General features: G+C 50.5%; 11 protein-coding genes. 2 read left to right on the top strand and 9 right to left on the bottom strand.

All coding sequences use genetic code 11. From position 1 onward, the window contains the following. Positions 1-4 precede the first annotated feature (4 nt). A complete protein-coding gene (locus AC04MQ_RS17020; protein ID WP_475392667.1) occupies positions 5-2,413 on the bottom strand; it encodes a hypothetical protein in 2,409 nt (802 codons plus the stop codon). Further along, positions 2,403-3,770, bottom strand: a complete 1,368-nt coding sequence (locus AC04MQ_RS17025; RefSeq protein ID WP_475392668.1) for a hypothetical protein — start codon at positions 3,768-3,770, stop codon at positions 2,403-2,405. The genes AC04MQ_RS17020 and AC04MQ_RS17025 overlap by 11 nt, the downstream gene beginning before the upstream one ends. Positions 3,771-3,890: 120 nt before the next feature. On the opposite strand from AC04MQ_RS17025, the gene AC04MQ_RS17030 reads away from it, so the two are divergent. Together AC04MQ_RS17030 and AC04MQ_RS17035 are read left to right on the top strand one after the other, a co-directional pair. Further along, positions 3,891-4,937, top strand: coding sequence for a glycosyltransferase family 9 protein (locus AC04MQ_RS17030; RefSeq protein ID WP_475392669.1), 1,047 nt, complete (start codon positions 3,891-3,893; stop codon positions 4,935-4,937). Continuing rightward, entirely contained in the window at positions 4,934-6,229 is a 1,296-nt protein-coding gene (locus AC04MQ_RS17035; protein WP_475392670.1) for a 3-deoxy-D-manno-octulosonic acid transferase, read from the top strand. The genes AC04MQ_RS17030 and AC04MQ_RS17035 overlap by 4 nt, the downstream gene beginning before the upstream one ends. A 116-nt stretch (positions 6,230-6,345) precedes the next feature. Here AC04MQ_RS17035 and AC04MQ_RS17040 read toward each other — a convergent pair whose 3' ends face one another. Genes AC04MQ_RS17040 through AC04MQ_RS17070 form a run of 7 tightly spaced genes read right to left on the bottom strand, consistent with a single transcriptional unit; the run spans position 6,346 to position 15,217 of the window. Continuing rightward, positions 6,346-7,374 carry a vWA domain-containing protein gene (locus AC04MQ_RS17040; protein WP_475392671.1) on the bottom strand — a complete coding sequence of 343 codons (1,029 nt, stop codon included), beginning with the start codon at positions 7,372-7,374 and terminating at the stop codon, positions 6,346-6,348. 2 nt (positions 7,375-7,376) lie between these two features. After that, positions 7,377-8,972, bottom strand: coding sequence for a tetratricopeptide repeat protein (locus tag AC04MQ_RS17045; RefSeq protein WP_475392673.1), 1,596 nt, complete (start codon positions 8,970-8,972; stop codon positions 7,377-7,379). After that, positions 8,969-9,676, bottom strand: coding sequence for an outer membrane beta-barrel domain-containing protein (locus AC04MQ_RS17050; RefSeq protein WP_088564943.1), 708 nt, complete (start codon positions 9,674-9,676; stop codon positions 8,969-8,971). The genes AC04MQ_RS17045 and AC04MQ_RS17050 overlap by 4 nt, the downstream gene beginning before the upstream one ends. Then, positions 9,673-10,833: a hypothetical protein gene (locus AC04MQ_RS17055; protein WP_015091447.1), complete on the bottom strand. Its 1,161-nt coding sequence runs from the start codon at positions 10,831-10,833 to the stop codon at positions 9,673-9,675. Before AC04MQ_RS17055 ends, AC04MQ_RS17050 begins: the two co-directional genes overlap by 4 nt. Positions 10,834-10,836: 3 nt before the next feature. Next, entirely contained in the window at positions 10,837-11,967 is a 1,131-nt protein-coding gene (locus tag AC04MQ_RS17060; RefSeq protein WP_015091448.1) for an AgmX/PglI C-terminal domain-containing protein, read from the bottom strand. Beyond that, a complete protein-coding gene (locus AC04MQ_RS17065) occupies positions 11,964-12,230 on the bottom strand; it encodes a hypothetical protein (protein WP_011164794.1) in 267 nt (88 codons plus the stop codon). Before AC04MQ_RS17065 ends, AC04MQ_RS17060 begins: the two co-directional genes overlap by 4 nt. Beyond that, on the bottom strand, positions 12,227-15,217 hold the full coding sequence (locus AC04MQ_RS17070; protein ID WP_015091449.1) for a tetratricopeptide repeat protein: 2,991 nt from the start codon (positions 15,215-15,217) through the stop codon (positions 12,227-12,229). The genes AC04MQ_RS17065 and AC04MQ_RS17070 overlap by 4 nt, the downstream gene beginning before the upstream one ends. Positions 15,218-15,238: the final 21 nt, after the last annotated feature.

Here is a 15,238-nt window from a genome sequence, read left to right on the forward strand (position 1 = left end):
TAACCTAGTTTTCCACCTTGTTCAATTGGTCCTTGAGGGTGCCGAAAAGACGGGCGATTTCCATGCGCTGGGCATCGTCGATGCCCCACATCTTTTTAAACTGGAAGCCAGCAATGCCGCCCGCCCCCGGAATTTCGCCATAGAACACCAAATGCGCAAAACCTTCCTTGATCAGGAACTCGTAGGTGCCCGGATTCACCTTTTTAAAGAAGGACATAAATCTTGGCGCCGAGGCATAAACTTCGTCGACGGACAGGCCCTGGTTGTTGTCAGTGTCGTAAATCACCATGATGGTTTCAATGTAGTGTAAAATCGTGACCATCGTGCGCACATTGGCGGTTTCAATAAGGCCCGGACGCTGAGTTGGCGTCACTGAAGCTGCCAGGACATAGTCAAAGAACTGCTTCCATTGCGCGGCATTCAATCCGCGCACATAGTTCACCATGCCCGGCATGTTCGCGAAATACACGCCAATGTGTTTGCGCAATTGTTCACGGAAGCAGTCTTCTTTGTAGTAGTTAAATCCAAAGACGTCTTTTTCCTCAATCGCGCACTGAGCCAGCTTCATATGATCAGACACGGCATTGGACGTTCCAAGACCGGCCGAGAACAGCGTCGTCACAAATTCAAAGGTCTCTTTCTGGTCCATGCCGTCGTTGCCGTTACCACTGAAGGTGAAGAAATTCGCCTCCAGGAAGCTGCGAGAACCGGAATTCGCTGAGCGCGGGTCAAAGGCCTTCAGATCCAAACCCAGTTCCTGGAAGTCTTCATACCAGGACACCAGACCTTTTTCGCTCATCTGGGACTGGCTAAGGCGGCCGCCGACATTATCGGCATAACCCAGCATCAGCATACGCGACAAAACACGCATCAAGTTGAACTTGGTCAAAGCGGCCCAGCTTTGTTTTGTCTGATTGCCCGTGGCAGAAATGATCAAACGGCCGTCACCATTGAAATTCACCATGGTCGGATTCTTGATCAGGTCGCCAATGTCAGCCCACGCGTTTTCCAAAGCCTTTTGTTCAAAGGCGTCGTCGGTCAGACCTTTTTCAATCACATAGGATTTATTGAACTTGTTGTAGTATTCAATCAACTGCTTTTGCGTGACTCCACCACCCAGCTCTGCCATCGGAATATTGTCGATAAAGCTCTGATGCAGGCGGAAGATATTCAGTTCACGCTGGATGCTCATAATGTGCTTTTTCTCAAGCCCCAGCAAGCTGCGGGAATCCGCCACGCGCGCCGGATCCAGAATCTTCATCAGCACGGCTTTATAGGTCTTAATCAAAGACTTCGGCTGAATCATGTCGGTCGCGGAAGGCAGTATCTGATTGATCAGATTGTCGATGTCTTCCACGGGAATGCGGCCCGAGGTCTTCATCTGGTGAGAGTTCAACAACAATCCCAGCCCTTGCGTCAGGAACTGGCTGGTCTGACGGACTTTGGCGGCATTCGTGAATTCAAAATCACCAATGACATAATGATATTTCAAAGCCAGCTCGTACAGATCCAATAAAGTATCAAGACTTTCACTCCACTGATAAAGGCCGGCGAAATGCGCACGACGACCCATCAATACGACTTTAACGGATTCCACCATCGGAACCCACTGACTGTATTTCTGGTAAGGCGCAAAGGGTTCTTCACCGCGAATGAATTCGGCAAAGCCAGACAAGGCTTTTTTGGCATCTTCGAAGCTGTAATCAGACTTGGCGATCTGGGTTTTTTCCAGCAGACGCTGCAAAGATCTGCGCAACTGATCCACGGCCGCGGAAATCTGTTCCCACTCGGTTTTGTCAGACTGATTTTGATTCAACAGCAATTTTACGTGCGGCGACAGCTCGATGGATTCATCACGCAAAAGCCCCAGGATTTCAACCAGACGCACGATCTCGTCTTTGGTGATATGACTGGTGGATCCACCCAAAAGCGCACGTTTGATTTTCATCAGCTCGGCCGCAAATTCCGGGGTCACGTTGTTCTTTTTCAGGAAGTACTTGCCAAAGAACCGGCGCATTTCCTCGACGGTATAAGCGTTTTCCAAAGAGCCAAAAGTTTTTTTATTAAAGTAATTCAAAGCATCCGTCATACAGTCAAAGCCCTGACGAATTTCTGATTCCTTGGCTTCACCGACCGAGAATTTTTCCAAATGCTGTGGAATCACCTGAAGACAGGCAAAACGAGTATCCGAGAATTCAATCACTTCCGGCTCAGCCTTCTTCCCATTCAAGAAGTCACTACAGCCCACAGAAGACAGACCAAAAGAAGCAACCAAAACAAAACCAACCACACGCCAAGAAATGGCCATAAAGGCCTCAAATCCAAGGCGCAAGGAGAAAGCCGTACTCTTGTACGGCGCCGACGCAGCAACGCCGGAGTTGAGGTTTTTAGGACCGTTTCGCTTAGAAGACATAAGCGGCTCCTAACATCAGGCGGTCGTTGTTTTCGAATTGGGCGATATCGTTTTGATTTTCCTGGCTTGCGGGTTCCGCCTTCACCATCTGCATTTCGCCAATGAAGGACCACAGGCCTGACAGGCGGAATCTGGCGCTGACACGGATCAGATCAAACTTGTTTTTCTCGGAATGAGTATAGCTGACCTTGGTGATCAGCTTCTTCGTGCGTTTGAAGCTGAAGTTCCCCATCAACGACAACTGCGTTGCCTGCTGATACGGGTAACGGGTCATCAATGGCGCGCGGTTTTCATTGGCAAGTTCACCCTCTTCAGTGACTTTACCGCCATAGATTTCCAAGTGCTGCAAGGCCACGCCGAAATAAGAGTTCGTCCACTCGACAAACGGGCTGACCAAAACGGCGTCTTCAAATGTCGGATGGGTCCACTTTTCTTCAAAAATCTCGTCTTTACTTGGCTTGTCGTACAGGCCGCTGATACCCACGCGCAAACGGTCGGACTTATAACTGATATCGCCACCCACCAACGAGTGATAGAAGACCTGAGGCTGCAGATTCACCGCACCTTTAAGTTCGGCGACATTCAGATTTCCTTCATAACCGATGGCCAATTGATTGGATGGTTTATAGGTATAAGCCAGCTGTCCGCGCAGCCCTTGCGGGTCGCCAAAGGCCAGCTTCAGACCAAAGGAATTTTGCAAGACCACTTCAGTCTCTGACGGTTTTTCGAAAGTATAATCAATGGCGGTGGCTTCTTCCCAGATACGAATGCTTTCTGGCGGACGGCGGAACCATGGGTTCCCCTTCACGAAGCTGCCATTTTCAATATCAAAACTAGGCCCCTGATCCGGAATATAAATGGGCGAAGCAAACAACAACAGTGTGTAATACGGCTTATCAACCTGCCAGAATATTCCGGTCAGACCCTGGCTTTCGGCGTTCAATGGATTCCACTTGAATAGAGGTTCCCACACACCCAGATCCCAGCGGGCATCCAGCTCATTCCACAGCATTTTTTTGCGACCCATATAGAAATTCTCGGTTTCACTGAGTCGCGTTTCCAGATAGAACTCGGAAATATTCAGGTAATTCAACAGCGGAGCACCGATTGCCACCCCACCAGAAACGTCCATTTTAAATGGCGCCTCGCTGAAGGTGTCGCTTTTTAACTGGGCTCCAACAAACTGATAATTGGTCTTTTCCGCGGCCTCAAAGGTCGGGCTGATGAAAGAATCTGAGAATAAACGCATCTCGGTCTGCACCTGCGCAGACGCAAAAAACGGGGCCAAAACCAGCAGCATGAACCCGATTAAAGATGTGTAAAGGGTCCCCAAAACGGGGACTTGTTTGAAAGCCATGGGCCTCCCATCAATGAGCTTTACTTCAATGCCCATGCCCGGCCAGAACGCCTATAGGCGAATACCCTTTCCACCTTTTAAACAAGTGACCTTTTTCGGCGCCTTTGATAGATTAGTCCCATGTTGGTACGGGACCCTAATTGTGCTAAATTTTTAATCATTCGCTTTTCCAGCTTTGGAGATGTCGTTCAGACTTTGAGCGTTCCTTCGGCTATCAAAGAAACCTATCCGAATGCAGAGATCCACTGGGTGACTCGCAAGGACATGGCCCCTTTGCTGAAAAATCATCCCAACATCCAACGCATTTGGGAGTTTGACCGCAAGGCGGGCTTATCAGGCCTGATCAAGCTGTGCCTGCAAATGCGCAAGGAAGGCTTCACGCACATTTACGACGCCCACAACAACATGCGCTCACGCGTGATTTCCTGGATTTTGCGTCCGCTGGGAATCCTGGGCGTGGGTCCGAAATTCATCCGCCGTTCGATCCGTCGCTGGAAGCGTCTGCTGCTGTTTAAATTCCGCATCAACACTTTCGAAATGCCCTTCAATGGCCAGCGCGATTTGCTGGAACCACTTCAACCCTGGGGCATTTCTCGCAAAGCTCCGGCGGCTCCGCAAATCTTCCCCAGCGAAGAAAGCTTTCAAAAAGCGCGCGAAGTTCTGGGGCACTATGCCGGTTCCGTCGCATTAGCTCCGTCAGCGGCGTTCTTTTTAAAACGCTGGCCGAAAGAATACTGGCAGGAACTGATTCTGCTTTGCCCGGATCAGCGCTTTGTTCTGTTGGGAGGACCGGAAGATTCCTTTATCGAGGACATCAAAGCCGCCGCCCCGGAAAGAGTTTTGAATCTGGCCGGCAAATGCTCTTTGCAAGTCAGCTCCAGCGTTGTGGGCTTGTCTGCGGCGCTGATCAGTAACGACACAGGTCTTTTGCACGTGGCCGAACAACTGGGTCAAAAGACCATTGCGCTGATGGGCCCGGCTCCGTTTGGATTCCCGTCGCGTCCATCCACCAAGATTCTTGAAATTGAACTGAAGTGCCGTCCATGCAGCAAGCACGGTCAGGGCCCTTGCGTGAATAAATTCAAATATCACCAGTGTCTGGTCGACATCACACCACAACAAGTGGCGATGGAACTAAAACAGCTGCTGCAGCGGAACCAGCCATGAGCGTTTTGATTTTCTATTTCTATAAGTTCGCCATCGTGCCTCTGGCTTATTTGCTGTTACAGCTTTTGCGCCCGTTCCTGCAGGGTAAACTGCGCGAGATGATCGAGGACAAGAACAAAGGCTTTTACAAAATCAAGATCACCGGCAATGAAGCTGAAATTGCGAAACATCGCCCGTTCTGGATTCACGCAGCCAGTGGCGAAATCGAATACGCCCGCCCGGTGATCCGTGAACTCAAGAAACAGCATCCGAACATTCCGGTGCTGGTGACGTATTCTTCCCCGTCAGCAAAAAAGATTCTGGAAAGCCTGCACGACGTTGACGTATGGTGCGCACTTCCGTGGGATCTGGATTTCCAGATGCAGGACTTTATCAAACGCTGGAACCCGCGCGTTTTGCTTTTCTCGCGCACGGACGTGTGGCCCGTACTGGTTTCTGTGACTCACAAAATGGGTATTCCATCGGCGCTGTTTTCGGCGACCTTTGCGGATAACTCTTCCCGCCTGAAAGGGATCACCCGTTATCTGACCCGTTATTCTTTGAATCATCTATCCGAAATTCACTGTGTGTCGGCTGAAGACATTCAGAATCTGGATACGCTGGGCCTGAAAGTCCCGATGCTGGTCAGCGGTGACACCCGTTTTGATCAGGTCTTTCACCGTCTGGAAAATCCAAAGGCCCTGAAAAACCACCTGATCCCAAGCCCTGAAGATTTCGTCTTTATCGCAGGTTCCACCTGGGGTGAGGACGAACTGGTTCTGCTGCCAGCCCTGGAAAAGATGAAGGGCATTTACATGCGCGCGATTTTAGCGCCGCACGAAACCACCCCGGCTCACATGGAACATCTGGAAAATCAGATGAAGGCTTTGGGACTTTCCTATGTCCGTTATTCCCAGGCGGAAGAATGGCCGGCGGGAAGTATTTTATTGGTGGATCAGGTCGGTATTCTGGCCGAGCTTTATACCTGGGCCGATATCGCCTTTATCGGCGGATCCTTCAAGAAACAAGTCCACAGCGTGATGGAAGCCTTGGCAGCAGGGTTGCCAGTCATGGTGGGGCCACATCATCGCAACAATCGCGAGGCCTTGTTCTATCAGAAAAAGAATTATTCATCCGGCATGATCGTTCAGGTGGTTCATTCCCCGGCTGACATCGCGGTGCTACTACAAAGAATGAAAAAACAGCAGGAACAGATTCCGCACATCAAAGAGGAAATCAGAGCTGAAATCGGCAAAAACCGCAACTCGACTCAACGGGTTCTTTCTGCCATTGAAAAAGTCATCCATTCATAACGAACCGGCTGAGCTAATAAAAATATCTTAAAAACAAAAAAACCGACATTGCTGTCGGTTTTTTAAGTTCATGCATATTCAAAGACCCCAGTTGCCGGGGTCTTAACTGAATTTGACTATGGCTGTTCAATATCGATGGCTTCGAAATCAATCGACAAGCCAACGCCCGGCCCCTGATAGTCCCATTTGATACCTTCAGCCAGTAAAATGGAACGAGTCGCAGGTTCGTAAACCCAACCTTCCGTCACACTGTTTGGAATCACTTGAGTCCCGTATTTCACCACGATGGTTTTCTCATTCGGCGTGCGGCTTAGCTTCACAGTGCCCGCTGTACGGCGAACGATATCACGGGCGAATTCCGCCAGTTTCACACCATAGTCCGGAGCACAAAGACTCAGAACATTGGTTTGCGCTTTATCGCCGTTCACAACTGAACCCAGGAATTCTTCAAGTTTCCCGTCAAGATCCTCGCTGGAACGACAGATCTGTTGTTCAGCCAGTTTGTTGATAGCACCGTAAGCAAGAACTTTGTTCGGATCACCCTTCTTGGTGTTCAGGAACTGCTGGAAGTCCTTCGGCGAGAACGTCGACTGTTCTTTCGCATCCGTGATAAAGATCACCGCAAGGAAAGCGTCCTGACGATAGAAACCCGCATTGATGCCGGTCTCAAGTGGCGGGCTCAAGGCCGAGATCACCGGCGAGAACATCATCTCGTTATAATCCCCGTCTGTACCCACCATGATTTTGCGCGCCAGCGTGCTGACAAGGTCCGGCGTCGTGTTTTGCACGAAGGACGGAATCCCCACCAGTTTGCCGCAGGCATTGGGCTTATTGGTATAACTGCAGGACATGTCTGTCGTCAGAACACCGATGTGGTAATCAAGGATGGACACCTTGGAAATACCATCAGCAAAGGCTGCGGCATTTCGGCTTAAGTTATTCTGAGCCCCGTCCATACTGCCGGAGTTATCAATGACAAACAGAATATCAACCTTCGGATTGAAGATCGCAAAGTCCGCCGGTTTTTCAGAGACTTCCTCTTTGTTGATTTTGGCCTTGGGCACCAGCTTCGTGGATTCGTTTCCACAAGCTGTTACCATTGCAAAAGCCATCAGCAGGCTCAAAGCCTTGATTGAAGACTTCATCCTTACTCCTTCACGCTGTCTTTAGCACAGCCCTTTTTCACGTCGACTTTGAAATTGGAAAGTTCGTCGAACCAGATTTCCTTGTCGTTGGAGAAGCTCATCGCGTACTTGCCAGAAGCACCAGTGGAACCTTTTTTGGTTTCAACTGCACCGGCGTGTTTGATGAACTTGCTGGCAGAATCCACCTGCTGGATCATCTCAACTTCCACAATGCGCAGACGCTGCATCACTTGTTTGGAATCTTCAAGCTCGGCTTTAGCCATTTCCTGCACGCGCTGATAACCCGCACCCTGGGTCATGTCTGCACGGGTTTTTACCTGATTTTTCAGGGTTTCAAACTGACCTTGCAGATTTCCGAAGGTCAAAGAACGCGCATACAGCTTTTCCGCCAGATCCGCCTCTTGATTCATGTACTGATGTCTTTTCACCAAAAGGTTCAAAACCTCATCGCGTGATGCCACTGATGGCAAAAGATGAGCGTCTTTACCCAGTTTCGCTGTACCCACCGGACCTTGCGCCAAAGCCTTCATCAGGTTTGCCACAGCCGGTTGATGAGGATCGGCACTTAGTTTTTCAAGTGCGATCAGGTGTTCGCCGAACTGACCTTTGATGGACTTCATTGTCGCCAGAACGCCCGTATAGTCACACACCTTCAGACTGGTGAAAGAGTTCAGCAGGTAAGACTCAATACCCACCCAGCCTTTGAAGTGCGGGTAAGTCAAAGTCTTGGTCAAAGCCATTGCGTTTTGCGGCTCGCCTTTTCTCATGTAAGCCCAGGCCATTTCTTCCTGTGCCTGGAACCAGTAATCCGATTTCTTGGTGATCTTTTCGTAGTACTTCAAAGATGCATCTAGGAATCCGTTTTGATAAAGCAAACGGCCCGCCGTCAGGGTCATCAGATCCTTGTCGATCGGGTTGTTTTTGGCTTTCATCAAATGCGCCAGAACCTGTGCGGCTTTGGAAGAATCACCTTTGATCCCAAGATTCAGAACCAGCTGCCATTGCAGGATGTTTCTTTCCTTGGAATCAACCGGGGTCTTCTTGATCAGCTCTGTCAAAGCTGCGATGTCTTCGGTGACATAGCTTTTTTGCAGAACCACGGCCATTTCCGCTGCCTGACCGAAAACTTGAGTCCAATAAGGGTTCCACGTCACCTGAGCCATGCCCCAGACCGGATCCTTGTCGTTCAGATTTTCTTTCCAAAGACTGATCACGGTGGCATCAATCTTTTCAGGATTGGAAATTGCCAAAAGGTTTTCCACGCCTGTCAGCTTCAGACCGTTTTTGTAGTTCAGGAAAGCTTCAAGCGCCTTGCCTGTTTCCGTCATCTGGAAAGCGGACTGATTGAAAGCCTGGCTCCACTGGAACAGGGCTTTTTCATAATTCTTTTCAACCAGGAACTGGAAGAAGATGTTCTGCTCAGCTGAAGACGGGTTCACCGCTTTTTTCAGCTTGGCCACTTCTTCGCTTTCCACGAACTGAGCTTGGGCAGTGCTTGTTTTGCCTTCAAGGATGCTCATCAGGTCGTCTTCAGCAAGAGCGACGCTGTTCACACCCACCAGCAAAGAAGCCACTGTCAAGGATTTAATCAACATCATAGCATCCAACCCATTTGCACAGAGGCAACGTTTGTCATCATGTTTTCTGTTTTGTCGTAGTACTCAGCTTTGTACTGTTGAGCACGGTACTCGATACGAGTCGTCAGGTTGTTGCTCAGCCAGAAGCCGAAGCCCACACCCAAAGTCGCCGCTGGAGAAGTTCCGGTGGAAAGCTCCATCTGGCCATAACCCGCAGTCAGGTAGGTGTCGAAGTGCGCCACACCCAATTTCCCGAAGCTGAGTTTCCCCACAACCGGATACCAGTTCACAAGACCCAGCGTTTCAGACTTTGGATAAACAACCTGAGGGAACAGGTATTGTGGATCCTTCGGGTTGGCTGCCGCCGCCTGGTCGGCTTTGGAAACCATCGCCTTGCCTTCCGGAGTCAGAGTGTTGAAGGAATAGTTGTATTTCACACCCACACTCCAGCTTGGATTGATGTGGTAGTGAGCGTTCAGACCCACGTTGTTGGTTTTATTGTAAGAATCCCCGCCGAACACTCCGGAAAACTCCGGCGCCAGTTCCACACGCTTGGTGCGGTTGATGAAACGGTTTTGCACCACTTCATTTTCAACTTCCGGGTTCAGGGCTTTGGCTTTCATGTACAAAGCCTCGTTGCCACCAAAAGAATCCACTTCCTGCTCGACCTGAGCATAGGAAACAGAAGACAAAAGAAGAGCAAAGATAATGCTTACTGATTTCATGGATTAGCCGCCTTTACGTTGATACGAAGATTGTGAGTGTTGGTTGCGGTCTGGATGGAGCGCGGGGAAACACTTTCGACCTTGATAGTCACAGTCAAAGTTTTTGCTGCCGTCGTCGCATCCGTTTTGATCAAACCAGCGCAATCCAGCTGAGAGCTGCTGCCATAAGCTTTTTTGCAGGTCAAAGAGCTGCCAGGCAAAGATGTTGCCACATCGTCCATGGAAACCAGGCGGATGTTGGCAAAGTTCGCCGGATCATAGATAGAGAACGCCACCTGCATGGATTCACCCGCAGTCAGGTTCGGAAGTGTTTCCATGGTCATTTTTGTCGGACGCAAACGCGGCTCAACAGTCACTTCACGTTTGTAGAAGTCAGACGGCACGCCGTGCTTGGAAACCGCCACCAGGCCAAAGCAGTAAGTACCGTATGCCAGAGTGTCTGCGTTGTTCAGATTCACAACCACAGTGCCGGTGTACTTGCCAGTGGAACCAGTCACATCCCTGATGTTCTTCACTTCAACAAAGTGAGAGATGGAATCAGTGGAATAGCTGACGGCACAGTCACGCACCTGTACGGACACGTTTTCTTTTGCGTAAGCGTCGATATCTTCAAGGGTCACAGTCATTTCGTAGGTTTTGCCAGCGATCAAAACGCCCGTGCTGCCTTCGATCGTGTTCACGATCGGCTTGGTGTAAGTGTTTTCGATGAAGAAACGAACTTCATGATTTCTTACTGACACAGTCGGATGAGTCGGAGTGGAGTCGGTCGCCAGAACCACCTTCAGGCTCATCGCCAGATTCGGCAGGCTGCCAAGCAAAGCTTTTGATGGAGTCCAGAAGAACTCTCCGGTGCTTTCATCAAATTTTGCACCCGGGAAATCCGCCAGATTCAGAACCATCATTTTGAAAGTCACGCCCGGAACCATCACGCGGCCGCCGACTTTGAACTGAACTTCAGAACCCACGCGAGCGTTCACACGTTCTGGCGCATCCACCAATAGTCCATCCTGCGGAATTGGTTTTTCCGGAACCGGTTTATTAGTGTCCGGCAGGTGTCCGTTACGAACCTGATCGGAAGCATTTGCCAATGGATCCTGCTGCATTTCGCAAGCAGTAAGGAACAAAACGCTGGTCAATAGTGCCAACAATACTTTCATTTTTTACCCCTGACCTTGTCTGCGCAAAACAAATGGATAAGTTACTTTTACATCCACGCCCCCTTGAGGCAGTGGGAACTTCCAGGTTTTCAAACGCATGGTAATACAATCTTCAACACCTTTATTCGCCATGGAAGAGCTTTCCACAGACGCGGACTTCACCAAACCGTTGCCGCCGATGGTAAAGCCCATCGCCACACGACCACTTAAGCTTGGAGTCCCCTGCAGGGCCTGCTCGTAACAGAAACGAACCTGCCCCAGGTTGCGACGGATGACTTCATCAATCGCAGAACGATCCAGACCTTGTGCCACTTCAGCTTCGGCACCCAATGGAACCGGAGCACCGCCCGCAGATCCCACCAGAGACAAGCTGCCGTAACCAGCCTGACCGCCGCCTTTACCTTTGGTGCCGTAACCGCCACCACCGGCAATGTTAGCTCCAGGGCCCAACGGAGCCGACGTGATGCCTTTGCCGTACAAAGACGTCTGCACACCACCGCTGCCGCCAGTGCCACCCAAGCCGACACCGGCTGTGGTGTTGACTGCACCCAGATTCAAACCGCCACGCTGCTTGCCGGAACGAAGGCTGCCCAAGGCAGACAAAGCACCGGAACGCTTCACCAGTTCCGCACGTTTTACCGGCATCTTGGTTGCCGTTGGATCCGCCATCATATTCGTGGTCGGAGCCACAGTGCGTTTGTGCTGTTCTTTGGCCTGAACGATCTTCACGACTTCCTGCTTTAGCTGTTCAGTCACCTTCGCGTTTTCTTTCGGAGCCAGCTTGAAGATGGAAAGAAGCAACAACAAGATGGCAATCGCCATCATCACGGAAGCTTTCAGATCTTTTTTGTCGTCAGTGCGAACCAGCAGATCCGCGGGAACGGCTTTGACTTCCTTCACCAGGCGCATCGAACCGAATTTGCCCAGCTGGACCTTCTTGTCTTTCATTTCATCAAAATCAAGGTCGGCGATGACCGAGAACTTGATTTTGTTTTTATCCAGAGCCGCTGTGTTGGTCACAACTTCCAGGCGTTTGGTGTCAAAGCGCTGAATCACCTGCGCTTTTTTCTCCGTCACCGGAATCTGGCGGGTCACATTGCCCAAATTGTCTTCAATTACCAGTCTTAAACTCATGGATTTTTCACCTCACCAAGGGTCGCAGATTGTTTCATGCGATCCTTGAAGTCTGCTCTGACGCCGATAAGGCTGTTCAGAACTTTGTCCTCTTCCACCGTGGTCACAGCTTCATCAGAAAAGTGATACTGACCGCTGACCAGAAGGTCTTCGAAGTTCACGTCCTGATTCTTTTTGGGTGCCATTTTATCAGATGCTGCTTTTTCAGGAGCCGCCTGGACGGAGCCTGCCATCACAAGCATCATCAATACGTATTTCATCATTGCTGCTTCTCCTTCACTTCGGTGTCTTTCTTAGCCAGAGTCGCCAGACGGCCTTCCAGGTATTCCACCATGGATTTGCGCTGGGCTTTTTTCTCAAGAACCAGAGCCTCTTCGATGGCGCTGGCCACGAATGGATTCTGCTTCAAGTTGGTGCGGGCTTTTTCAAGCTCGACCAGAGTTGGTTTTGTTTGTGCGGATTCCTCCGCTTTGATCTGGGCTACCGCCGCAGTCCAGGTGGCTTTTTGAGCCTCTGGCGCGATTGCCGCTACGGCTTCCACTTCCTGGGAAGTGTACTGCGCCCACTCAGAGTTCTGAGTCGCAAACGCTTTGTAAGATTCCAGGGAACCGCTTTGTGCCCAGAACTCTTTGACTTTGGTTTCAGCCATCATCGCCGTATTCTGATTCGGAGCCACCTGCTGGGACAGGATCGTCAGGTATTCGTTTTCCTGTTCCGGAGTCAAACCCGCAGGCATTGGCAAAGACAGGGCTTCATTATAGAAGCGCGTGTTTTCTTTCGCCACCATGTCAAGAGCCAGCAACTGAGAAGACCAATCACCCGTGTTGATCGCACGGTTCGCCAAAGCTTCGGCTTTTTCAAGCAGCTTCACGCGCGCCTTCAGGCCAAGCGCAATGGTGTTCTGGTTTTTGGTGTCAACAGTGTGTGCCGCCAACGGGGCACTCAACGCCTTCAGATCCGCCAGGAAGACAATCTTTTCGATCATCACAAAGGCATCCTGTTTGGAGGCGCCTTTTTCCTTCAACGCCAGATCCAAAGCTTTGCGGTCTTTGGTGCGACCGTAAACTTCCAAAGCAGCACGGGCATAAAGGCCGTTGTTGCTTTTAAAGTACAATTTGTAAGTCTCAAGATCCTTCACCGGATTTTTCGACAAACGAATCAGTTGGGACGCAATCAAAGGCTTTTTGCTGTCATCCTTGGACTGTTTCAAATACTGGGAATAGTACTGCTGCGGGTCTTTATCCGCCAGCTCGGAATACATCGCAAGCTTCAGGACTTTGTCATCCGCCGACAGACCGGCAAAATTCATTTGTTCTGCCGTCTTCAAAGCAGTCGCAAAATCCAGTTCCAGTTCTGCGAACCAGACTTTGCGGCCCAGGGCGAATTCACGCTCTTCTGCAGTCAAAGTCTTTTCACGCAAAAGATCCTCGATCGCCACGCGGGCTTCGGTGATCTTGTTCAGTTTTTCACTCAGAAGAATCTTGTTCTTCAGGTAAACCTTGCGGTCTTCAGCACTTGCCGAAGCCGCATGGAAAGAACCCAAAGCAGCCAAAGCCTGTTCCGGCTGGTTTTCCGCCAGTTTCGCAGACTGAGTCAGGATGGATTTTTGCTGGATTTGCTGGAAGTCCGCTTTTTTATCAGCAAACTTGCCCGCGTATTCTGCGGACCATGCCATAATGCGAGCGTCGTCTTTCAGCAATGCCAAAGCATCCAGAGAAAGTTCCGCAGCTTGTGTACGAATCGCAGCACTGCCTTGCGTGTTCAAAGCCAGTTGTTTCAACTGGTCCGCCGCAACGGCATAGTCGCCTTTCTGATAGATCGCATAGGTCTTCTGATATTGAACATCGAAGGACTTCTGTTTCAGAACCGAGTTCTGAAGATAGCCATCCTGAGCCGCAACCAACAGACTTGCATCTTTGGATTTTTCAGCATTTTCGATGCCCAAAAGCAGGTTCTTCTCAAGCTTTTCAGCTTGGGATTTTTTAGCTGCCGCATCTTTTTCAACATTGTATTTAGCCAGGATCACTTTGTTCGCCAATGCAGTCCACTGCGCCGCCTGGGCATAGCTGCCTGCTGTCGCCGCGGCCTGAGCACCCCAAACATACATGTCTTCATCTTCAGCAAACACCTGGAAATATTCCTGGTACGCCGTCAAAAGCTCTGCACTTGGCTTGCTGTTTTCCAGACGGTTCCAGCCCACGATGAATTGACGAAGACCTTTGGCTGATTCTTCGCAGGTCGCAGCCGTACAATCAGTAGCGCCCCAAAGGCCCAAAGCCGTCTGATAGGATTTTGCCGCAGCTGAAGTGTTTTTAAGATCGAAGTTCAACTGCGCCATACGCACCTGGGCTTCCAGACGCATTTTTGGATCGCTTTGTTTTTGGTAAACATAGTCCCAGGTTTTCAAAGCCTGGTCTTTTTGTCCCAGACGCAAGCCTTCGCGGGCCAGCATCGTCACCTGTTGCAGCTTGAACTGTTCCGGAGAAAGGCTGTACAGAGTTTCTGCATCGCCGTCCTTGATTCCGCGCGCGGCCATGAAGGTCGCCATATCGCGGGAAACTTCTTCCAGGAACTGCACATCAGCCACACCACGGGAAGCCGCCATGCGGGACTGCAATTTCGGATTCTTCAGAATAACCTGAAGCTGAGCGATAGAAGCATCCATGTTCCCCTGACGGAAAGAGCACCAGGCACGGCGGTATGCCGCCAAACCTTGAGAGCTCGCCCCTTCAGTTGCCAGAACCTTGTCATACAAACCCGCAGCTTTTGCAAAGTCAGACTGACGGAAAGCCATTTCCGCCAAAGACAGATTGGCTTCAGCCATCTCAATTGCCGTGGTCATGCCAGCATTGGCAAGCATGGCCTGATAGCTTTTTTCCGCAAGGTCATTACGGCCTTGAAGCTCGTACAGGTGGCCCATTTGCAAGTGAACCTTCGCCACGGAAGTGGGAGGAACTTTGGCAAGTGCTTCTGTATAATAAGTCAGTGCTTTATCACGGTCTTTGCCACCGGCGGTACAAACCGTGCAGCCGTCAGCAAGTTCCTTCATGGAAAGCTGGCGACTGCGTTCAGCGTGAAGATCGGCCAGGCGCAAAAGCACAGCGGCCCGGGCCGGATCTGCCGGCGCCAAGCCCAATTGCACTTGAGTCAGTTTTTGGATCAGAAGGTCTTGAGTCGACCCCGAGGCCATGGCGTGAGGGGCCGCAGCCACCCCAACAGTCATGGAGAAAATTAAAAGTCCTTTTTTCATTGTCGAGACCCCCTCTGTCTC

It is taken from the genome of Bdellovibrio sp. MYbb2 (genome assembly GCF_056175685.1).